The sequence below is a fragment of the Chitinimonas sp. genome, assembly GCF_036568685.1.
In the GTDB taxonomy this organism is placed as follows: Bacteria; Pseudomonadota; Gammaproteobacteria; order Burkholderiales; family Chitinimonadaceae; genus Chitinimonas.
This window is the reverse complement of sequence record NZ_DATCSC010000072.1, coordinates 13,564-34,878: the sequence shown is the minus strand read 5'-3', so window position 1 is coordinate 34,878 and position 21,315 is coordinate 13,564. Positions and strand designations below refer to the sequence as shown.

Below are 21,315 nucleotides of genomic sequence, written 5' to 3'. Positions count from 1 at the left end.
TTATTCCTTGTTGGCGCGATGCAGACCCATCACACCGAATATGGCGAGGCAAACCGCCCAGCACACCCAGGCCGACCATAGCGTGTGCGAGAGGAAATGCGCCCCACGCATCTGCTGCCCCCAGCCCAGCGACAAGCCACCCATAAGGGCCAGCCCCCCTACCGTGTAGGCCTTACGCGGCGCGCGGCCCATGTAGAGTAGCACCAGGCCAAAGAAGCCAAAACCGCTGGTGGCGTGGCCGGCGGGGAAGCAGCCACCGCGCCGCACACCCAATTGCTGCGTCAACCAGGAGACATGATCCCAAGCCTGACCACCATAGCGGGTCAGGTCCCAGGGACATTGCAGACCGCTGATCGGCTTGAGCAGGGAGACAGTAGCCGGCGCCAAGGACATGGCCAGCGCGACCGCCAGCCAGCGTCGACGGTCCGCCGCCCAGGCCGGCCGGACATAGCCCGCGATGACACGCAGCCAGACCAGGACCAATACCAGGATGCCAGCACGCTTGACCAACACATGGCTGAAGGTCTCCAGCCACCAGTTGCCCTGACCGAGGAAATGTCCATCGGACAGGTAATAACGGTCGGCCAGCAGGTAATCGAGCGGCGTCAACGTAAATACCAGTAGCAGGACAACGGCCGCTACCAGCATCAAGGCCCAGGCGCGGCGCAGCAGACGGGCTTCGGAAACAGCCAACTCGCCAGTCTGCGGCCAAACATCAGCAGACTGTTCCAGAGCCCCCCCTCCAGCGGCCTGCATGGCGGGACGCCGGAACGGCAGGGCATTACGCAGAATCGGAAAACGCATCAATAACTCATATCAAAATGGGCAGATAGCCAAGCGTCCAACCAAGAGTATGAACAATCCGGGTAGCAACGCCCAGAGTGACTAGCCTCAATCAACGCGACTCTTCACCACCGCGCCGTTCACCGGGTTGAAATAGACCTCTACCTTGCGGCCAGCTTTGTCCGTTCCGTAAATCTCGTAGCAGCGCTTGACCACCTTGAATTTCTTGACCTGATAGCCCTGATGCCGCAACTGGCTCTTGAAGACCGTCTCGTTCAGCCAATGGCTGCGCGATTCGGACGTGCACTCCGGAGCGGCATGGGCGGCGCCGATCAGGCAGAGGGCAGCAATAAGAGGGCGGAAAAGGGACATGATGGTTTTCAAACGGCGACTTTGGCGTGATTTAAACGGGCAATTCTTAGCACAACCTTAATGGTGCCGAAATGCCGGCCCCGGCGTGGGGCATAAACTGGCCGCGCGGCATTTTATATAAAAAGCGCGAACAGGCCAGAAGGCCGGAGATAGATCAGTCAGGGGAAGCACCGCAAAAGATATCGGAAGCCACACCGCGGCCCCGATACTTTTGCAGCGCTTCCCTAAGCGCTATGCTGGCCGCAGGGGCTCGGGCATGCAGCCCGCCCCGTCAAGCCCAACCAGGAGCTGCCATGAGCCTGCCCCGAGACCTGATCGCCGACCTGCACCTCTCCGATCTCGCGGCGGAGCCCTATTGGCCTTCGGCCCTGGTTGCCGGTGCAGCGCACTATGCCGATGCACCCGTGCGGCCCATACGCTCACCCATCGACGGTGCCATCTTGGGCAGCTACGCACCCGCCACGGCGGGGTTGGTCAATCATGCCGTTGAAGCGGCACACGGCGCCTATCTGAAATGGCGCATGGTTCCGGCGCCCTTGCGTGGAGAGCTGGTCCGCCGTATTGGCATGCGGCTGCGCGAGCGCAAGTCTGCCCTGGCCAGCCTGGTGACGCTGGAAATCGGCAAGATCAGCGGCGAGGCAGAAGGCGAGGTGCAGGAGTGCATCGACATCTGCGACTTTGCCGTAGGCCTGTCGCGGCAGTTGCATGGTCTCACCATCGCCAGCGAGCGGCCCGAGCATCGCATGATGGAACAGTGGCATCCGCTCGGTGCAGTCGGCGTCATCACCGCTTTCAATTTCCCCATGGCGGTTTGGGCCTGGAATGCCATGCTGGGCCTCGTATGTGGCGATGCCATCGTGTGGAAGCCCAGTGAAAAGGCCCCGCTGTGTGCCGTTGCCTTGCAACGCCTGGTCGAGGAGACAGTGGATGAGATGAGCGAAGTGGTACCCGCCCACCTCTGCCAGCTGGTTCTGGGCGAGCGCGAAGCCGGGGAGCGTATCGCCGCCCACCCCTTGCTGCCGCTGGTATCCGCCACCGGCTCAACCACCATGGGCCGCGCCTTGGCCCAGACCGTTGCCGCCCGGCTGGGACGCTCTCTGCTGGAATTGGGTGGCAACAACGCCATGATCGTCACCCCCAGTGCCGATCTTGAACTGGCAGTCCGTGCCATCGTCTTTGCTGCTGCAGGTACGGCGGGGCAGCGCTGTACCTCCTTGCGCCGGCTGATCGTGCATAGCAGCGTGATTGAACCGCTGACTCAACGACTGGCACAGGCCTTTGACGAATTGCAGGTCGGTGATCCAAGCCAGGAAGGCGTGCTGGTCGGCCCACTGATCGACGCCGATGCCTACTGGCGCCTCCAACAAGCCTTGCAAGCGGTGGAACAGCAAGGCGGCCAGCGTATTACCGGGGGTAACAAGGTCGAGCAGGGGGTACCGCTGCTGGGCCACTATGTGCGCCCCGCCTTGGTGAGGGTGCCGGGCAATCTGCCCATCGTGCAGGAGGAGACCTTCGGCCCCTTGCTCTACGTCATGCCCTATGAAGAGCTACTGGACGCCATCGATCTCAACAACGCCGTCGGCCAGGGACTCAGCTCCGCCATCTTCACCGACAGCCTGCGCGAGGCCGAGGCCTTTCTTGGCCCTTCGGGCTCGGACTGCGGCATCGTGAACGTCAATATCGGCACCAGCGGCGCCGAGATCGGCGGCGCCTTCGGCGGCGAAAAGGAGACCGGCGGCGGTCGTGAGTCCGGCTCGGATACCTGGAAGAACTACATGCGCCGCATCACCAATACCGTCAACTACGGCAGCCAGCTGCCGCTGGCCCAGGGCGTACGCTTCAAGAGCTAGGGTGAACGCTACCAGGTCTCGAAAGTCATGAGACGGGTGAGCCGGCCATCGCCAAAATCATGGCCGAACACGCTGTCCACGGCATGGAAGTGGTGGCCCTTGTAGAGCACCAGCCGGTTGTAGCGCATAGGCACCGTGAAGAGATGCTGCCAGCCTGCCCGCAAGGCCGTGACCTGCTCGAAGGGCCGCGGCTCGCCCAGCGGCGTCTCCCGCCGCAGGAATGTCCGGAAGTCCGCATAGCCCGCGGCACGCAGGGTTGCCTCATCTGGTCGCCGAAGCCAGCCGGTGGCGCGATGCTGCCAGAAGCTGGTACCACCCTGACAATGTTCCGGTCGAGTCAGATAGAGTACGGCAGCGTAGCGTTGAGTCTCGATGGCCGTCTCGTCATCGACATGGATATCGTTACGGGCCGTGGCGTCTGCCAGGGTCAGGCGGACCACGCCATTATCGGGCGATGACCATTTGATGCGCCGCCCCAGCCGGTTGGCAATTTGCTGCATCAGCTCGTCACAGCGCAAGGGACCGGTCTGGCGGCCTGGGTAGTTGCCACCCTGCTCGGTGTAACTCAGTTCCGCGGCCCAGGCCCTGACTGCGTCCGGCTCAGGCAGGAAGTCATCAAGAATCACCAGATCCGCCCCAGCCAACACGGCGCGTATCTCACTCTCACCCGCTGCGGCGTCCCGTTGCAGTTGGTCGTAGGGATCGGGCCGATCCGCCGCACCTTCAGGCTCGGCAAAGCCCAGGTAAGCCTGTTGCAATACACCAGCTTCTGCTGCCAACAGGGTATTGAAATGCTGCCGGGTCGCCGTTACGTCGTTCTGCTGCCAAGCATGGCGAGCCAGCGCGAGGCGGAAGGGTGCATGATCGGGCTGCAGCGCCACCAACTGCGTCAAGGCCTGCTCGGCGGTCTCTACCTCACCGCGTCGCGCGGCAACCCGCGCCCTGCCCTCCCAGGCGTGGCTACGGTCGGGGCCTAGCTCACAGGCCCGAGCATAGTGCCGGTCCGCCACTTCCCATTGCCCCCGTCGTTCATACATGGCGCCCAGGTCCAAACGCAGGTCCGCGTGGTCCTCACCCGCTGCCAAGGCCTGCTCCACCATGGCCCTGCCCATGTCGGCCATGCCCTGCTGGGCCATGCTCAGCCCCAGGTAGTACAGCGCCGGGCCAAAGCCGGCTTGTGCTACCAAGGCCTGCTGAAAGTAGCCGGTCGCCTCCCGCGCCCTACCCTGCCGGTGCAGCAGCAGGCCTTGCTCGACCAGTTGTTGTGCCTTGCTCATCGCGCTTCCTGCAAAGAAAACGGCCCGCACCAGGCGGGCCGCGTCGGGCCAGAGGGGATCAGATCCCAGCCATCATTCCCATTCGATGGTTGCCGGCGGCTTGCCGGAAACATCGTAAACCACCCGGTTGATGCCGCGCACCTCATTGATGATGCGGTTGGATACCTTGCCCAGCAGCGAGTAAGGCAGCTCGGCCCAGTGGGCGGTCATGAAGTCGCTGGTCACCACGGCGCGCAGTGCCACAACCCACTCATAGGTACGGCCATCACCCATCACGCCGACCGACTTGACCGGCAGGAACACGGCGAAGGCCTGCGAGGTGAGCTCGTACCAGGTCTTGCCGCTGTGTTCGTCGCGGGTGTTGCGCAGCTCTTCGATGAAGATGGCGTCGGCGCGTTGCAGCAGCTCGGCGTACTCGCGCTTGACCTCGCCGAGGATACGCACGCCCAGGCCCGGGCCCGGGAAGGGATGGCGGTAGACCATCTCGTGCGGCAGGCCCAGGGCCACGCCCAGTTCGCGCACTTCGTCCTTGAAGAGTTCGCGAAGCGGCTCAAGCAGCTTGAGGTTCAATGTCTCGGGCAGACCACCGACGTTGTGGTGGCTCTTGATGGTATGGGCCTTCTTGGTCTTGCTGCCGGCCGATTCGATCACGTCCGGGTAGATGGTGCCCTGGGCCAGCCACTTGGCGTTGCTGAGCTTGGCCGATTCGCGCTGGAAGACCTCGACGAACTCGCGGCCGATGATCTTGCGCTTGGCTTCCGGGTCGGTCACGCCGGCCAGGTGGCCCATGAATTCGGCACTGGCGTCGACGCGGATGACCTTGACGCCCAGGCCACGGGCGAACATGTCCATGACCATATCGCCTTCATTGAGGCGCAACAGGCCGTGGTCGACAAAGACGCAGGTCAGTTGGTCGCCAATGGCGCGATGGATCAGGGCTGCAGCCACGCTGGAATCGACACCGCCAGAGAGGCCTAGGATGACTTCCTCGTTACCGACTTGTTCGCGGATCTTCTTGACCGCTTCTTCGACGTAGTTGGGCATGGTCCAGCTAGGCTGGGCGCCAGCGATACCCAGCACGAAGCGGTGCAGCATGTCGGTGCCGCGCTTGGTGTGGGTGACCTCCGGATGGAACTGGACGGCGTAGAACTTGCGGTCTTCATCGGCCATGGCGGCGACCGGGCAGGAAGCGGTCTCGGCGATCAGCTTGAAGCCTTCGGGCATGGCGGTGACCTTGTCACCGTGGCTCATCCAGACGTCCAAGAGGCCGTGGCCGGCTTCGTTGGTGCGGTCCTGCAGACCATTGAAGAACTGGGAATGGCCGCGGGCGCGGATCTCGGCATAGCCGAACTCACGCGTCGTGCCGGCCTCGACCTTGCCACCCAGCGACTGGGCCATCCACTGCATGCCGTAGCAGATACCCAAGACAGGCACGCCCAGGGCCAGGAGGCCGGCGTCGGCCTGGTAATCGCTCTCGTAGACCGAATTGGGGCCGCCGGACAGGATGATGGCCTTGGGGCCGAAGGCCTTGATGTCGGCCAGCGGCATGTCGTACGGGTGCAGTTCGCAGTAGACATGGGCTTCGCGCACGCGGCGGGCGATCAGCTGTGCAACTTGCGAGCCAAAGTCGAGGATGAGGATTTTGTCCATGGGCGGGCGGCTTTCCTTGCAAAAACCGGATTTTACAGGAGCTTGGCCGGCAAGCCCACCCGCCTGCCACCCGGTCAGGCAGGCACCGCTGCCTCGCGGAAAATCTCCACGCGGTTGCGGCCAGCCTGCTTGGCCTCGTAGAGCGCCCGGTCGGCCTCATGCAGCAGCGGCTCGAGATCGTTCTCATACTCGGCCAATACCGCCACGCCGATGCTGGCGGTGAACCAGATGGGGCCACTGGCGGTATGCAGCACCAGATCCTCGACCCGTTTGCGCAATCGCTCGGCCACGATGCGGGCACCTGCCTCGGGGGCATTGAGCAGTACGATGGCGAACTCCTCGCCGCCCAGGCGGGCGAAGATGTCTACATCGCGCAGCTCTTCCCTCACCATGGCGGAGAACTGGATCAGCGCCTCGTCACCGGCGGCATGGCCATAACGATCATTGAGCTGCTTGAAATGGTCGAAGTCGATGGCCAGCATGGAGGTCGGCGCCCAATTGCGGATCAGGCGCTTGCCCTCGGCCTGCAGGGCTTCGGCAAAGCCGCGCCGATTAAGACAGCCGGTCAGGGGGTCGCGCTTGGTGGCAAAGAGCAGGTCCGCAGCGATACGCTCATGGATCAGCAGGAGGCAGGCCAGTGCCAGCCAGATGCCGAAGAACAGCACCAGGATAAAGAACACCAGCTCGCGGATATCGAAGCCACTGCTACCGTGCAAGGGATAGAACAGGCGTATGACCAACCGGAACAGATTCACCGCCGCCCAGCTGTAGGCCAAGCCCCGCAAGAGCCGTATGCCCAGCCGCCGCTTTACCTGCACATGCAGCCTGAGAGCCGACAGGATGGCGAGGCTGAAGAGGAACTGGATCAAGGAAAACATGACCAGCCGTGCCATCTCGTCGTCGGTGAGGAGCTTAAGCGTCAGCACCCCCAGCACGTGAGCCACCAGCAGGCTACCGAGCATCCGCCAGCGGCGCGGCCGCTCGGTAAAGTCATAAAGCCCGATCAAAAAACTGGCACAACCAAGGCTGGCCAGAAAGTCGGTGAGGAAGGCCGCCTCGGGGACATCGTTCCACTCCATGCTGAGGCAGAACTGTGCCAGGGCGTAGCAAAGCAAGCCGGCCGACCAGGCTCGCGGGCCTTGCATGATGTCCCGCACCCGCTGGCCGATCAGATAGACCAGTCCGCTGAGCTGCAAGAGCATCAGGGATTCAGCCAGGATCAGGGTAGGTATATGTGGTTGGGTCATGCCTGGGCATCGCGATGGCGGCCGGTATGGCCAGGACGCGTTCACCCCCGTTATAGCCAATAACCTGCCTACCAAGGTAAGCGACGCCCAAAAACGAACAGCCACTCAGAGGTGGCTGTTGTCCCTGGGTCGATACCCATGCTCCTAACGTTGCCGCGTTTTCATCGCGCGCTGGATCTCACGCTGCGCGTCCTTGGTACGCTCGGTGTCGCGCTTGTCGTGCAGCTTCTTGCCCTTGGCAAGGCCAATCTGCAGCTTGATGCGACCCGCCTTGAAATGCATGTCGAGCGGCGCCAGGGTATAGCCGGCACGCTCCACCCGGCCGATCAGCTTGTTGATCTCAGCCTGGTTGAGCAGCAACTTGCGGCTGCGGGTCGGGTCCGGCAGCACATGGGTGGAGGCGCTGGTCAGTGGCGAGATATGGGCGCCGATCAGATAGAAGGCGCCATTACGCAGAATGACGTAGCCCTCCTTGATCTGCACCTTGCCGGCACGGATGGACTTGACCTCCCAGCCTTCGAGCACCAGACCGGCTTCGAATTTCTCTTCGATGAAGTAGTCGTGAAAGGCTTTGCGGTTATCGACGATGGACATTGGCTGGAAACAGAGTGGATGACGCGGTAAAGTCCGGCGCAGTCTTCTTGGCCGACCGACACGAAGCGTCGCAATTCAAAGCGCGGATATTACCCTAACATGCCTCAGCAGCGTCTTTTCGTCATCTACGCCGGTGGCACCATCGGCATGCAGGCAGGCCCCAATGGCTATGCCCCTACGCCTGGCCATCTACCCGCCGAACTCGCCCGCATTGCCGCGCGCACGCCCGGCTTTCCGGCCTATACGCTCAAGGAATACGCACCGCTGATCGATTCCTCGAACCTGCGGCCCGAGCACTGGAACACCATGGCGGCCGATATTGCCGCCCGCTATGCCGACTACGATGGCTTTGTGATCATCCACGGTACCGATACCCTGGCCTACACCGCCTCGGCGCTCAGCTTCATGCTCGAGAACCTGGGCAAGCCGGTGATCGTCACCGGTTCCATGGTGCCCTTGAGCGAGCACCCCAACGATGCCGAGCAGAACCTGGTGGATGCCTTCCACTGGGCGGCCCAGCCCCAGCTGCACGAAGTCTGCGTGGCCTTCAACCGGCAGCTTTTGCGCGGCAACCGCTCGCGCAAGCTGTGGGGGGCAGAGATCGGCGCCTTTGGCTCGCCCAACTACCCCATACTGGGGCGGGTGCAGGGCCACGCCGAGTTCAACCCGGCGCTGTGCCTGCCAGCGCCACGTGGCCCGTTCGCCCTGCATACCATTGATGCCGGCCTGCATATCGCCGGCCTCAAGCTCTACCCCGGCTATAGCGTACGCATGATAGAGCGGCTGTTGCTGAGCGATGATCTGGCCGGCGTGGTACTCGAGAGCTATGGCGCGGGCAACGCACCCGACGCCGACACGGCCCTGCTGGCGGCCTTTGCCGCCGCCACTGAGCGCGGCGTGGTGATCGTCAATGTCACCCAATGCGTATCGGGCAAGGTCAGCGACAGCTACGCCGCCGGTTCAGTCCTCTCACGGGCCGGCTTGATCTCGGGCCAGGACATGACGCCGGAAGCCGCCCTCAGCAAGCTCTACTACCAGCTCTCGCAGCCCAAACAGATACTGGGGCCTGACGATCTCTTGAGCACCAGCCTGCGCGGTGAGCTGACGCCACGCTGAGCCGACATGCCTGCCCCGCCACCGGCGGGGTGGGCTGGAAACCCACACTCCATTTCAAACGAACGTCCGTTTGAACCAGCGGCCTGTTGATTCGTATAAAATCAGCAACCGCTTATGTCCAATCTCGCCCCCTATCAACTCGACGCCCTGCTCGGCCTGCTGGAGTGCCATGGCGCCCAGCATGTTGCCCACCACGCAGGCTTCGTGCTGCATAGCCACTTCCAGCCGATCTACAGCTTCGCACACAAGCGCGTGGTCGGCCACGAAGGGCTGATGCGGGCCTGGACATCGGTCGGCAAGGCGCTGTCCCCCTACACGGTATTTGCCTCGGCCCGCTCCGAGCCCGAGTTGGTGACGCTGGACCGCCTGTCCCGCCTATTGCACACCCGCAACTTCCTGGATCACCTGGCCAGTGCCGGCGAGCCGCCACATTGGTTGTTCCTGAACGCCGAGCCCAATGCCTTCTCGCACGCAGGCCAGTACGGGCGCTTCTTCCCCGAGATGCTGGCGCAACTGGGCATGCCACCCGAACGGGTGGTGGTCGAGGTGCTGGAGACCGCAATCGAGAACCACCGCTCCTTATCGCATGCGGTGGACTATTTCCGCGATATTGGCTGCCTGATCGCCATCGACGACTTCGGCGCCGGCCACTCCAATGTGGACCGGGTCTGGCGCTTGCGGCCGGATATAGTGAAACTCGATCGCACCCTGATTGCCGATGCAGCCGAGAACCGTAAGGCACGGTTGATCCTGCCAGGCCTTGTCAGCCTCCTGCATGAAGCTGGCGCGCTGGTTCTGGCCGAGGGCATAGAAACCGAGGCCGAAGCGCTGCTGGCGCTGGAGGCCGACTGTGACCTGGTGCAGGGCTACTACTTCGCCCGTCCTGGTCCTGGCCTCGCGCCGGCCGAGCCGCCCCATCCGCTGTTCGACAGCCTTTGGCAGCACTTCAACAGCCACGTGCGCGGTGAAATCGAGCATACCCAGAAACAGCTGGCCCCCTACAGCGCAGCACTGCTCAAGGGTGCAGCCCGGCTAGGCGAGGGCGAGGCTTTCGATATCGCGGCGCTGCCCTTCATGGCAGAGGCTGCGGCCATCCGCTGCTTCCTGCTCGATGCCGAAGGGCGCCAGGTCGGCGCCAATCTCTCGGGCGTGGCCGACAGCGATGGCGCCATGCCGCGCTTCTCGCCCCTGGACGATGCACGCGGCGCCATCTGGTCGCGCCGGCACTACTTCCGGCAAGCCATGAAGCGCTTTGGTGAACTGCAGGTTTCGCGCCCCTATCTCTCCATCGTGGGTGAGGAGCAATGCGTGACCCTGTCGCTGGGCCTGATGCTGGATGGCAAGCCCCACGTGCTTTGCGGCGATATCCATTGGCGGGATTCGACGGCCTGAGCGGGTGGTGTTACAATGGCGCCGTTCGTTGCATTGGCGGCGAATGTTGTCACACCATGGCGGGTCTCCCCGCATTGCCAAGTCGTGAACCTGGTCAGGTCCGGAAGGAAGCAGCCACAGCGATGCAGGCAAGTGCCGGGGGTCGGGCTCGCCACCCTCCCCTTCCTGTCAGTTTCTTGAGCATGTCCACCCACCCAGGGCCGACGTGATTTTGTCGTTGCCAATGGCATTTTAGAGTTTCTGCTCAGGACGTAGTAAACTTACGTCATTCTTACGTATTGGCGATGGCCATGAAGACCTACGACCGCATCATCCAGGAAAGCCTGCAGCTCTTTAACGAGCACGGCGAGCGTCCTATCACCACCAACCATATCGCGGCCCATCTCGGCATCAGCCCTGGCAATCTGTACTACCACTTCCGCAACAAGGAAGAGATCGTCTACCAGATCTTCCTCATGTATCTGGAGTACATGCGTGAGCATCTGCGCATACCCGAGCATCGCCTGCTGGAACCGGACGACCTGGGCCGCTACCTGGACGCCGCCTTTGCTGCGATGTGGCAATACCGCTTCATGTTCTACGACCTGCCGGGCCTCTTCAGCCGCAGCCCGCAGCTGCGCGACGACTACCACAGCTACGTCAAGAACGAGCTGGGCCCCATTCTGGCCAAGGCCCTGGGGCAGTTCGCTGCCATCGGCTTCATGGACATGAAGCCCACCGAGATCGTGCCACTGGCGACCAATACCTGGCTGGTGGTGAAATTCTGGTTTGCCTTCCAGCAGACCATCCACCCCGACCGCCCGATCAGCGAAGAGACCGGCAAGATCGGCGCACGCCAGGTGCTGTCGCTGTTCAAGCCCTACGTCAAACCCGACTATCTGGACAAGTTCGAGGCAATCGAGGCACGCTACCGCAATAGTTGACCCGAACGACAACCCGAAAGGTGAGTAATGCGTCTCCTGATTGCCCTGCTGTTGCCCTGGCTGCTGTTCTTTACCATCGGCCGTCCCTTTGCCGGCATCATCTGCCTGATCCTGCAGATCACCGTGCTGGGCTGGATACCCGCGGCGATCTGGGCGGTTTACTCGCTGTCGCAATATAAAACGGACCGCAAGATCGAGGCTGCCCTGGGGCGCCGGGGTTAACTCGTGACCTCTCGTATTCTTTAGATCCAACAAAAAAGCCACCCAGAGGTGGCTTTTTTGTTGGATCTACCGGCACCGGTACTCAAACGGATGCAGGCCAGACCGCAGGCCTACCGGTCAATTGCTCAGCCAGGCGGCTGGCATTGCGGGCAGTCAGGCCGTAGATGGACAGCTGCGGATTGGCACCGATGGAGGTCGGGAAGACCGAGCCATCCATCACGTAGAGCCCGTCCAGCAGATGGAAGCGCCCCTCACTGTTCACCACCCCCTGCTCAGGCTTGGCCGCCATGCCGGCACCGCCCATGACGTGGGCAGACACCACCTTGGCACGCAGCACTTCCAAAGGCAGCGATCGGATGCTGGCGCGCGCCTCGGCCCAACTGGCGTAGCCCTCGGACGGCGTGTCTTCATGGATGGGCAGCACCCGGTTGGCGCCAGCGGCGAATTGCAGCTCGGCCATGGTCAGGTAGGCATGCCGCATGCCCTGCCAGACATAGTCGCTGATCGGGTAGTCGAGCAGTGGCGTACCGTCTGCCTTGAGACCCACGGTGCCACCCTGACTGCCTTCGTGAAAGCCATCGCGCATCAACGCCAGGATCACCTGCAGGCGGTCGAAGCGGGCCATCAGGTGGCGGTGCTTGTCGCCAAAGCCGCTCATGGTGATGCCAGCCAGGAGCGGATGCAGTGGCGGCACTTCCAGCTTGTAGCCGATGGGGCCATCCACCGGCATGGTGTCGAGGAAGTGGTCCGAATAGATGCTCTGTGGCGCGCCGCTCCAACCTTCGACCTTGAAGGGCATGACCGCGCCCGAGATATTGACCGGGTGCAGAAAGGTCCGCTTGCCGATCAAACCATGCGGGTCGGGCAGGCCGGAGCGCAGCATCAGCGCCGGGGTATTGATGGCACCACCGGCCAGCACCACGGTCTTGGCCTTGATGGTCAAGCGCACACCCTTGGGCTGGATGCCGGCGGCGTCCATGGCGACGGCTTCCACACCGACCGCCTTGCCACCTTCATGCAGCACCCGCTCGACCCTGGCCCGGCTGATCAGCACCGCCCCCTGGGCCAATGCCGTGGGAATGGTGGTGACCAGCATGGACTGCTTGGCATTGGCGGGGCAGCCCATGCCGCAGTAGCCCAGGTTCAGGCAGCCGTTGACGTTGCGGCGGATCTTGGCCCAATGGATGCCGGTACGGTCGGCGCCATCCATCAACACCTGGTTGTTCTTGTTGGGCTCTACCTGCCAGTCGATCACATTGAGCCGCCGCTCGGCGCGCTGGAACCAGGGCGCCAGCGCCGACTCGGTCAGGTCCTGCAGGCCAAAGTGACTCTGCCAATGCGAGAGCGTGGTGACCGGCGTACGAAAGCTGGAGGTCCAGTTCACCACCGTCGAGCCGCCCACGGTGCGGCCCTGCAGGATGGTGATGCCTTTGTCGCGGGTCTGCCGGCCGGCCGACTCCTGATACAGCGATGGGTAGGCCTCGGCCTCGCTGAGCTTGAAGTCACGCGAGGCATAGTGCAGGCCGCCCTCTTCCAGCAGCAGCACCTTGAGCCCAGCCTTGCTGAGTATCTCGGCGGCGACGCCGCCACCGGCGCCGGTACCGACGATGACCACGTCAGCTTCGAGCTGCTGGTCTGCGGTCAGCGTCGCGGCGTCGCGCACATCCCAGGCGCCGCTGGCCAGCCCTTCGGCAATGATGTCCTTAGGCATGCCAGTAGTCCTTCATAAAGGGCGGAGGTCCTTGATAGCCGATGCCGACCCAGGAACGGGGGTTGCCGTACCAGGCGGCGAAGATGATCTGGTGCAGGGCCTGGTAGCCGCTGCGCATGAGCGAAAGGGAGGAATAACGCCAGCGGGTCAGGAAGTGGGCAATGTCCTCATCCGAGGCACTGGACCAGTCGCGGGTGACACCCACCAGCCAGCGCCGGCTGAGCCGGCCGTTGAGGATGGCCAAGAGGTCACGTACCTCCTGCTGTACCGTGCCCGGCAGGCTGGCGATGGCCTTGTCACAACCCAGCACCACCTCCTCCAGCGCGACCGCGTACTCGGCCGGGACCGAGGGCAAGGCGCCCTTGAGCATGACCCGGGCAATGGCCGCCAGCGCCGTGCGGCTCTGCGCATCAAGCACCTGGAAGCTGGCCCCGCTGGACGCCGGGTAGAGCGGATCGGGCTGCAGCGGCCCGTAGGCCAGCCGGGCGACGCCCAGCAGCGCGGCGCCGGCCACGCCGGTCTTGAGCAATTGGCGGCGGTTCATGTTCATGGCCTCAGCGCAACATCAGCTTGAGCAGCGTCTCTATCCGCTTGCCGTAGGGCGGGTAGAACAGCTTCATGCCGTTGAGGCGGGACTGGGCAAAGACCGGTTTGAGCTTGGAAAAGGTCTCAAAGCCCTCGCGGCCATCGCAATTGCCCATGCCGGAAGCCCCTACTCCACCAACCGGCAGGTCGTCCTGGCCAAAGTGCAGGATGGTCTCGTTGATGCCCACGCCGCCCGAGATGGTACGGCTGAGCACCTGCGAGATACGGTTGTTGTCATAGTCGAAGTAGTACAGCGCCAGTGGCCGCGGGCGGGCGTTGACGTAGCCTATGGCCTCGTCCAGCGTGTCATAGGCCAGGACCGGCAGGATGGGGCCGAATATCTCGTCCTGCAGCACCTTCATCTCGTCCGTCGCACCAAACACCAGAGTGGGCGCCAGCTTGCCGCTGGCAGGGTCGCAGTCGGCCAGGGGCACCACGCGGGCGCCTTTTTCCTCAGCGTCCTTCAGGTAGCCGCGCAGGCGGTCCAGGTGGCGGTGGTTCACCACATTGGTGTAGTCCGGGTTGCTGGCAATATTGGGGTAGCAGCGCTGTACCGAGGCGCGGGCGGCCGCTTCGAATTCGGCCTCCTTGCCCTTGGGCAGAAGCACATAGTCCGGCGCCACGCAGGTCTGCCCCGAGTTGAGGCACTTGCCGTAGAGAATACGCTGGGCGGCAGTCTCGATGGGGAAGTCGGCATGGACCAGGGTGGGTGACTTGCCGCCCAGCTCCAAGGTAACCGGGGTCAGGTTATCGGCCGCGGCGCGCATGACCTGCCTACCAACCGCGGTCGAGCCGGTAAACAACAGATGATCCCAAGGCAGGGCCGAGAAGGCCTGCGCCACCTCGACGCCGCCGTTGACCACGGCGACTTCCGTCTCATCGAAGTATTCGCTGAAGGCCTGGCGCAGTGCCTCGCCAAAGCGAGGGGTGAATTCAGACATCTTGATAATGGCGCGGTTGCCGGCGGCGAAGGCCGATACCAGCGGCCGGGCAGCCAGCAGCAGCGGATAGTTCCAGGGCACGATGATGCCGACCACGCCCAGGGGCTGTGGCACCACGGTATTACTGGCCGGGCGAAACCAGATGGAGACGCCACGGCGCTGCGGCTTCATCCAGCGGCGCAGATGCTTTTCGGCATGGCGCAGGCTGGAGAGCGTGGGCATGAGCTCCATGGCGCGGGTCTCGTGCACCGAGCGGTGGCCAAAATCGGCCGCGATGGCAGCACAGAAGTTATCCGTATGCTGCTGCAGCATCTTGCGTAGCCGCGCCATGCGGTCGCGTCGCAGCGCCTCGCCCGGGAAGGGTTGCTCAGCGTAGGCCGCGCGCTGACGCTCAAACAGCGTGAGCAAACGGGTCTTCTCGGCCTGGCTGTCGTGGGGCTCGAATTGGGCGTGCATGTCGTCCTCCGCCCGTCGCTCGGGCGTCTTGTCATGCACTCATTCTAAAACAGCGGGACACAGGCCTGTCGAGCGTTTGCTCGATTTTTGAAAAAGCACGACAGGCCGGCCTGCGCACCAGCCGCCAAGCCGATCTACCCGTATCGGCCGCGCAACAGGGCGGAAAGATCAGGAGCGCTTGCCGAAGGCGGCGCAGGGATCGTCGCGCTGGGCGGCAGCAAATTGCTGGCTGCGGTCATAGGCCTGGGCATCGGCCTGCTCCACGAGGCCTACCGACAGCGTACCTGCAAGCCAGCGCGGCACGCCCAAATCACGCCTTACGTGACCGTTCCCGGCCAGCAGTACGGCACCGCGCTCACGGTAGGGTCGCAGCGCCTCGGCCATGACCACATCGCGCGCCACCTGCGCCTTGACCATGCCGTCCAGCACCGCGGCAGGTAGCTGGCCGCAGTGGCCACGGTCTATGGCATCCCGCTGACCGGCCTGCAAGGCGGCATCGAGCGGCTGGTCCAGCCGGTAGCGGCTGATCAGCGGCTCGGGCAGCACAGCTGCATAGCCCAGCCTGGCGACCTTGCTGGCGTCTGTGCGCGACAGATTGGCCGCAACGATGGGCAGGTCGTACTGCAGGGCCAAGGCCACCACCGGGCGGTAGTAGTCCCAGTTCCAGGAGGATTTGGCGGGGCTGGCCTGGGCGATCAGGTAGCCGGCATCGTGCGGGCGCTGCTTGCGGGCAGCGTCCAGATCGGCCTGTCGCTCACGGTCGAACTGCTCCATGGCGATAGCAGGCCGCCAGCCACGTTCGACCGCTCGGCGCAGTGCTTCATAGCGCGCCTCATGGACAGCGGCGTTGTCGTGCACCTCACCCAGCAACACCCAGTTTGCACCCTGCATGGCAGCCTCGGCTTGCGCCAGCCCCGGCTCAGCGCTCGGGACGGTAGCGCAGCCGGCAAGGCCAACGAACACCAGGCTGGTAGCCAGTACGGGAATAAGGCGCAGAGCAGGCACGGTACCACCTCAAATATTAAAATGATTCTCATTATTATCTACAAGACGCCTTGTCGTGAAGCCATGCCCTGAGCGATGACAGGATGGCTTGGCGCGGGGACAATACGGGCCGTCCCCTCCCCTTACGCTCCACCATGCTGATCGACTTCTTCTACCGCCTGCGTGACGCCAAGCTACCGGTATCGGTCAAGGAATTCCTGACCCTGCTGGAAGCGCTGGACGCCCGCGTGGTCAGCGGCAGCCTGGATGAGTTCTACTTCCTGGCCCGTGCGGTGCTGATCAAGGACGAAAAGTACTTCGACCGCTTTGACCAAGTCTTCGGCCAGTATTTCCAGGGCGTGGAGAGCCTGCTCGAAAACCTGGAAACCGCCATACCCGAGGACTGGCTGCGCAAGCTGGTGGAAAAGCAGCTGAGCGAGGAAGAAAAGGCGCAGCTCAAGGGGCTGGGCTGGGAGAAGCTGATGCAGACGCTCAAGGAGCGGCTGGCCGAGCAGAAGGAGCGCCACCAGGGTGGCAACAAATGGATAGGTACCGGCGGTACCAGCCCCTTCGGTGCCTATGGCTACAACCCGGAAGGCATACGCATAGGCCAGGATGGCTCGCGCCACCGGCGCGCCGTAAAGGTCTGGGACCAGCGCGAGTTCAAGGACTTTGACGACCGGCGCGAGCTGGGCACCCGTAACTTCAAGGTCGCCTTGCGGCGCTTGCGGCAATTTGCCCGCCAGGCCGAGGCCAGCACCCTGGACCTGGACGGCACCATCCGCGCCACCGCCGACAACGGCGGCTGGCTGAACCTCAAGTTCGCCCATGAGCGGCACAATGCGGTCAAAGTGCTGTTATGCCTGGATGTAGGCGGCTCCATGGACGACCATATCGAAGTCTGCGAGGGCTTGTTCTCGGCAGCACGCGCCGAGTTCAAGCACCTGGAGCACTGCTACTTCCACAATTTCTTTTATGAATCGGTCTGGCGCGACAATCGGCGGCGCCACAGCGAGCGGCTACCCACGCTGGATATGCTGCATACCTACCCCAGCGACTACAAGCTCATCATCGTGGGTGATGCGACCATGAGCCCCTACGAGATCAGCTACCCCGGCGGCTCGGTCGAGCATATGAATGAGGAACCTGGCCAGGTCTGGCTGCAGCGGCTGCTGGCGCACTTCCCGCACGCCGTCTGGCTCAACCCGGTCGACGAGCAGTACTGGGACTACACCGAATCGCTACGCATGACGCGCGAGCTGATGGACAACCGTATGTTCCCGCTTACGCCGGCCGGCCTGGAGGCTGCGATGCGCAAGCTGCAGACCAGCAACTAAGGCCTACTCGGCCCGCAGTGCTTTCTTGAACTGCTCGCCAGCCTCGCTGCTGCCGTCGGCCAGGTGCTGCAGGCTGCGGGTAGTCAGTTCACCCATGCTCTCCAGCCACTCTGCCGCCAGGCTGCCAACACTGGGCTCCCTAGCCGCCAGGCGGGCAATCCCCTCGCCATTACCAACGCTCAAGCGCATGCCCTGCCGCCGCGCCAGCTCGATCAGCTCGGTGTTGTAAGGCAGAAAGTACATGACCACCTCGGCCACACCGTGATTGCAGGCGTGCAGGATGGCGCGCTTGAGCATGCGGCTGGCCACGCCACGGCGGCGGAAGCCGGCATCCACGCTGACGCCGATCTCGGCAAAGCGGTATTGGCTATCTATGGCCAGATGGGTAAGGCCGATCAGGCGCTGCCGCTCCGGCAGCCAGACGCCGTAGTGGGCGTCGCGGTCGTATTCGAGCCCGGCAACATAGTGCTCGATCGCGGCAGTGCCGCAGCTCTGGTTGAAGCGCTGGGTACGGTCGGCCTCGCCCAGGCCCAACAGGTGCTCCAGCATGGCCGGCGCATCGCTGCGGTGCAGCTGGCTGACCAGGAATAACTCGGTTTCAGGCGTATCTATCGCGGACATGGCGTTCTCCAGGCATTCTCCGGTAGGGGAAAGCGGTGCCGTGCTGCCTCCGTACGGCGTGGCCTTATGGGCTTTGTGCGCCGCACAAAAGACTATCTACAGACAGCCTGAAGGTATTGCAATGTGGCAAACCGAGCCATGTTGCAACACAGCAACCCTATGTGCCGCACGGCCAACTATGCTGCGCTTTCCCTGTGGAGGGGAAGCGACAGCTTAGGCCAGTTCATTTGTGCGATTTCGGCACTAGGCGAGCTGCTTCGCCATTTGGATGGCGGTGGGAAGGAAGCCCAGGCTGCGATAGAGCGCCAACGCCGGCTCGTTGTAGCCAAAGACGTTGAGCCCCAGGCTGGTGGCGCCCAGGTTGCGTGCCTCGGCCTCGAAGGCCTGCATGGTGGCGCGGCCCAGACCCTGGCCGCGGTACTGAGGCTGGATCATGATCTCGTAGACCCAGGCCTGCGCACCGGCGAGCCCAGGGTTGAGGGCGAACCAGAGCACGCCTACCGCCGCCCCGGCGGTATCGATCACATCGAAGAAGTGATGGTTGGGCGTCTCCCGCCCTTGCGGCAGCAGTTGCGCCACCTGGGCCTGGGCCTTGGCTGGCGCCTCGGCTTCGGTCCAGCGGCCGGATTTGATATTGCTGGCGGCGTAGGCCGGCGTGCTCCAGGCCTGGAAAGCGGCGAAGCTCGCCGCATCCATGGCGCGCAGGGTAACGGCGCTCAAGCCGTGCCGCCCACGGTCAGGCCACCGTCGATGCGGATCGTGGGCTGGCCCACGCCCACCGGCACGCTCTGGCCTTCCTTGCCGCAGGTGCCCACCCCGGCGTCGAGCTTGAGGTCGTTGCCTATCATGCCTACCTTGGTCAGCACGTCCGGGCCGTTGCCGATCAAGGTTGCACCCTTGACCGGGTACTGGATCTTGCCGTCCTCGACCCAATACGCCTCGCTGGCAGAGAACACGAACTTGCCGCTGGTGATATCGACCTGGCCGCCAGCGAACTGCACGGCATAGAGGCCACGCTTCATGGAGGCAATGATCTCCTCGGGCGACTTGTCGCCATTCATCATCACCGTATTGGTCATGCGTGGCATGGTGAGGTGGGCATAGCTCTCGCGCCGGCCATTGCCGGTTGGCGCCACGCCCATCAGGCGGGCGTTGAGGTTGTCCTGCAGATAGCCCTGCAGCACGCCGTCTTCGATCAGCACGGTGCGCTGGGTCGGGTTGCCCTCGTCGTCCACATTGAGCGAGCCGCGGCGGTCGGGGATGGTGCCGTCGTCCACCACGGTCACGCCCTTGGCCGCTACCCGCTGGCCCACCCGACCGGCGAAGGCAGAGCTGCCCTTGCGGTTGAAGTCGCCTTCCAGCCCATGGCCGATGGCCTCGTGCAGCAGGATGCCGGGCCAGCCGCTGCCCAGCACCACCGGCATCTCACCGGCCGGCGCCGGCCGGGCATCGAGGTTGACCACGGCCTGGCGGACCGCCTCGCGGGCGTAGCCCTGCAGGACCTCGTCATTGAAGTAGCTGTAGTCATAGCGACCGCCGCCACCCACATGGGCCGATTCACGCCGGCCGTTCTGTTCCACGATCACCTGCACCCCCACGCGCACCAGCGGGCGTACGTCGGCAGCGCGGTGACCATCATGGCGGGCGATATAGACCACCTCGTATTCACCGGCGAGGCTGGCCATGACCTGGATCACGCGCGGGTCCAGGCTGCGGGCGTAGTTCTCCAGCCGCTCCAGGAGGGCAACCTTGTCGGCCTCACTCAGGCTCGCGATCGGATCGAGCGGGCGGTACAGGTCACGACCGTTACCCAGCCGCGCTACACCGCCCTTGCCGGTACCACCCTGGTAGCCGATGGCGCGGGTGGCGTGCGCTGCCGATTGCAGCGCAGCCAGGCTGATATCGTCGGAATAGGCAAAGGCCGTCTTCTCGCCCTGGATGGCACGCACGCCCACCCCCTGGTCGATATTGAAGCTGCCGGATTTCACAATGCCCTCTTCCAGGCTCCAGCCCTCAGCGCGGCTGTATTGGAAGTAGAGGTCGGCATAGTCCACCTGGTGGGACATGATCTCGCCGAACACCTTGTCGAGGGCGGCATCATCCAGCCCATAGGGGGTCAAGAGGTAGTGGTCGGCGGTCGCGAGGGCGCTCTGGCTCATAGTGGCTCTTCTAGTCGGTTGGTGCGCCGCCTTAGCGGCAAACGCACTCGAATTGGGTGCCTGACCGACCTTGGGCCAGTCAGTCTGGAATTCAACAGGATAGGACGCGGTGGTTCAGCGCTGGCAGGCTCTGTCGCAAGCGGGCTTTGTAGTCCTGGTCCAGCTCGGCCACCACCACCCCCGAGCCGCGTGGCAGGCGGTCCAGCACAATGCCCCAAGGATCGACGATCATGCTGTCGCCGTGCGTTTCGCGGCCATTGCGGTGAAAGCCGCCCTGGGCCGAGGCGACCACATAGGCCAGGTTCTCGATCGCGCGGGCGCGCACCAGCGTTTCCCAGTGGGCGCGGCCGGTGGTCTCGGTAAAGGCAGCCGGCACCACGATCAGGTCTACCGGCTGCATGCGGCGGAAGAGCTCGGGGAAGCGCAGGTCGTAGCAGATCGCCAGACCCACCCGGCCAAAGGGCGAATCGAATACCACGATCTCGTCGCCGGCCTCGATGGTGGCTTCTTCCTTGTACTTCTCGGCGCCCATCTCAAAGCCGAACAGGTGGATCTTGTCGTAGCGGGCCACCTGCTTGCCCTGGTCGTTGAAGACCAGGGTGGTGTTCTTGACCTTGTTCGGGTCCTCGGTCCACAACGGCACCGAGCCACCCACCAGCCAGATGCCCAGCTTCTTGGCGGTCTTGGCGAGGAATTCCTGGATGGGGCCCTCACCCGGTTTTTCGCGTACCGCGACCTTGTCGGTGTCCTTGAGGCCCAGGATGGCAAAGTATTCAGGCAATACCACCAGCTTGGCACCCTGCTTGGCGGCCAGCTTGATCAGCACCTCGGCTTCGGTCAGGTTGGCCGCGACCGAGGGGCCGGAGGCCATCTGCACGGCGGCGACGCGCAGCCCGCCTTCGCCAAGTGCGCCGGTCATGGTCTTTTGAGTGGAATGGGCACGGGTCGACATAGGTGTACTCCTTGTTATTTACCCTCTCGGGTAGGGCGCCCTAGAGCCACTAACAAAACCCTTCTGACGTTGTTGTGCAAGCTTGCCGTACTAACCGTACTGTCTGCGCTTGCACGCCTGAGCGTGGTTGTTGGTGCTTCAGC

20 protein-coding genes and 1 other RNA gene are annotated in these 21,315 nt (G+C 63.6%); 7 read left to right on the top strand and 14 right to left on the bottom strand.

Going from position 1 to position 21,315, the window contains the following annotated elements; genetic code table 11:
• Together VIM95_RS11455 and VIM95_RS11450 are read right to left on the bottom strand one after the other, a co-directional pair.
• Positions 1-804, bottom strand: coding sequence for a phosphatase PAP2 family protein (locus tag VIM95_RS11455; protein ID WP_331985744.1), 804 nt, complete (start codon positions 802-804; stop codon positions 1-3).
• 87 nt (positions 805-891) lie between these two features.
• Positions 892-1,155 carry a PepSY domain-containing protein gene (locus VIM95_RS11450; RefSeq protein WP_331985742.1) on the bottom strand — a complete coding sequence of 88 codons (264 nt, stop codon included), beginning with the start codon at positions 1,153-1,155 and terminating at the stop codon, positions 892-894.
• A gap of 293 nt (positions 1,156-1,448) precedes the next feature.
• On the opposite strand from VIM95_RS11450, the gene VIM95_RS11445 reads away from it, so the two are divergent.
• Complete coding sequence (locus tag VIM95_RS11445) at positions 1,449-3,005, top strand: aldehyde dehydrogenase family protein (protein ID WP_331985740.1); 1,557 nt, start codon at positions 1,449-1,451, stop codon at positions 3,003-3,005.
• An 8-nt stretch (positions 3,006-3,013) separates the two neighbouring features.
• Here VIM95_RS11445 and VIM95_RS11440 read toward each other — a convergent pair whose 3' ends face one another.
• The 4 genes from VIM95_RS11440 to smpB all read right to left on the bottom strand — a co-directional run bounded on the left by VIM95_RS11440 (position 3,014) and on the right by smpB (position 7,773).
• Complete coding sequence (locus VIM95_RS11440) at positions 3,014-4,282, bottom strand: DUF6445 family protein (RefSeq protein ID WP_331985738.1); 1,269 nt, start codon at positions 4,280-4,282, stop codon at positions 3,014-3,016.
• A gap of 72 nt (positions 4,283-4,354) precedes the next feature.
• Positions 4,355-5,932, bottom strand: coding sequence for a glutamine-hydrolyzing GMP synthase (gene guaA / locus VIM95_RS11435; protein WP_331985736.1), 1,578 nt, complete (start codon positions 5,930-5,932; stop codon positions 4,355-4,357).
• A 74-nt stretch (positions 5,933-6,006) separates the two neighbouring features.
• Positions 6,007-7,179 (bottom strand): GGDEF domain-containing protein, encoded by a 1,173-nt coding sequence (locus VIM95_RS11430; protein ID WP_331985734.1) that lies wholly within the window; start codon positions 7,177-7,179, stop codon positions 6,007-6,009.
• A gap of 144 nt (positions 7,180-7,323) precedes the next feature.
• A complete protein-coding gene (gene smpB, locus VIM95_RS11425) occupies positions 7,324-7,773 on the bottom strand; it encodes an SsrA-binding protein SmpB (RefSeq protein WP_331985732.1) in 450 nt (149 codons plus the stop codon).
• Positions 7,774-7,872: 99 nt separating this feature from the next.
• Here smpB and VIM95_RS11420 point away from each other — a divergent pair, with 99 nt between their 5' ends.
• From VIM95_RS11420 to VIM95_RS11400, 5 genes are all read left to right on the top strand, one after another.
• Positions 7,873-8,889: an asparaginase domain-containing protein gene (locus VIM95_RS11420; RefSeq protein WP_331985730.1), complete on the top strand. Its 1,017-nt coding sequence runs from the start codon at positions 7,873-7,875 to the stop codon at positions 8,887-8,889.
• A gap of 114 nt (positions 8,890-9,003) precedes the next feature.
• On the top strand, positions 9,004-10,281 hold the full coding sequence (locus VIM95_RS11415) for an EAL domain-containing protein (protein ID WP_331985728.1): 1,278 nt from the start codon (positions 9,004-9,006) through the stop codon (positions 10,279-10,281).
• Between the two features lie 58 nt (positions 10,282-10,339).
• Positions 10,340-10,437, top strand: an RNA gene (gene ffs / locus VIM95_RS11410) — signal recognition particle sRNA small type.
• A gap of 134 nt (positions 10,438-10,571) precedes the next feature.
• Entirely contained in the window at positions 10,572-11,204 is a 633-nt protein-coding gene (locus VIM95_RS11405; protein ID WP_331985727.1) for a TetR/AcrR family transcriptional regulator, read from the top strand.
• A 27-nt stretch (positions 11,205-11,231) separates the two neighbouring features.
• On the top strand, positions 11,232-11,426 hold the full coding sequence (locus VIM95_RS11400) for a YqaE/Pmp3 family membrane protein (protein WP_331985726.1): 195 nt from the start codon (positions 11,232-11,234) through the stop codon (positions 11,424-11,426).
• An 82-nt stretch (positions 11,427-11,508) separates the two neighbouring features.
• On the opposite strand, the gene VIM95_RS11395 is transcribed toward VIM95_RS11400, so the two are convergent.
• The 4 genes from VIM95_RS11395 to VIM95_RS11380 form a co-directional block, all read right to left on the bottom strand.
• On the bottom strand, positions 11,509-13,137 hold the full coding sequence (locus VIM95_RS11395; RefSeq protein WP_331985725.1) for a GMC family oxidoreductase: 1,629 nt from the start codon (positions 13,135-13,137) through the stop codon (positions 11,509-11,511).
• Positions 13,130-13,681, bottom strand: a complete 552-nt coding sequence (locus tag VIM95_RS11390; RefSeq protein WP_331985724.1) for a hypothetical protein — start codon at positions 13,679-13,681, stop codon at positions 13,130-13,132. Before VIM95_RS11390 ends, VIM95_RS11395 begins: the two co-directional genes overlap by 8 nt.
• A gap of 10 nt (positions 13,682-13,691) precedes the next feature.
• Positions 13,692-15,119 (bottom strand): coniferyl aldehyde dehydrogenase, encoded by a 1,428-nt coding sequence (locus VIM95_RS11385; RefSeq protein WP_331985723.1) that lies wholly within the window; start codon positions 15,117-15,119, stop codon positions 13,692-13,694.
• Between the two features lie 168 nt (positions 15,120-15,287).
• Complete coding sequence (locus VIM95_RS11380) at positions 15,288-16,124, bottom strand: ChaN family lipoprotein (RefSeq protein WP_331985722.1); 837 nt, start codon at positions 16,122-16,124, stop codon at positions 15,288-15,290.
• A 134-nt stretch (positions 16,125-16,258) separates the two neighbouring features.
• Between VIM95_RS11380 and VIM95_RS11375 the strand changes: the two genes are divergently transcribed.
• Complete coding sequence (locus VIM95_RS11375) at positions 16,259-17,440, top strand: vWA domain-containing protein (RefSeq protein WP_331985720.1); 1,182 nt, start codon at positions 16,259-16,261, stop codon at positions 17,438-17,440.
• A 3-nt stretch (positions 17,441-17,443) separates the two neighbouring features.
• On the opposite strand, the gene VIM95_RS11370 is transcribed toward VIM95_RS11375, so the two are convergent.
• The 4 genes from VIM95_RS11370 to VIM95_RS11355 all read right to left on the bottom strand — a co-directional run bounded on the left by VIM95_RS11370 (position 17,444) and on the right by VIM95_RS11355 (position 21,139).
• Positions 17,444-18,061: a GNAT family N-acetyltransferase gene (locus tag VIM95_RS11370; RefSeq protein ID WP_331985718.1), complete on the bottom strand. Its 618-nt coding sequence runs from the start codon at positions 18,059-18,061 to the stop codon at positions 17,444-17,446.
• Between the two features lie 243 nt (positions 18,062-18,304).
• The gene (locus VIM95_RS11365; protein WP_331985716.1) at positions 18,305-18,781 is read right to left on the bottom strand and encodes a GNAT family N-acetyltransferase; all 477 of its coding nucleotides are present in this window, start codon (positions 18,779-18,781) and stop codon (positions 18,305-18,307) included.
• A complete protein-coding gene (tldD, locus tag VIM95_RS11360; protein ID WP_331985714.1) occupies positions 18,778-20,220 on the bottom strand; it encodes a metalloprotease TldD in 1,443 nt (480 codons plus the stop codon). Before tldD ends, VIM95_RS11365 begins: the two co-directional genes overlap by 4 nt.
• Positions 20,221-20,311: 91 nt before the next feature.
• Positions 20,312-21,139 carry a carbon-nitrogen hydrolase family protein gene (locus VIM95_RS11355; RefSeq protein WP_331985767.1) on the bottom strand — a complete coding sequence of 276 codons (828 nt, stop codon included), beginning with the start codon at positions 21,137-21,139 and terminating at the stop codon, positions 20,312-20,314.
• Between the last annotated feature and the right edge of the window lie 176 nt (positions 21,140-21,315).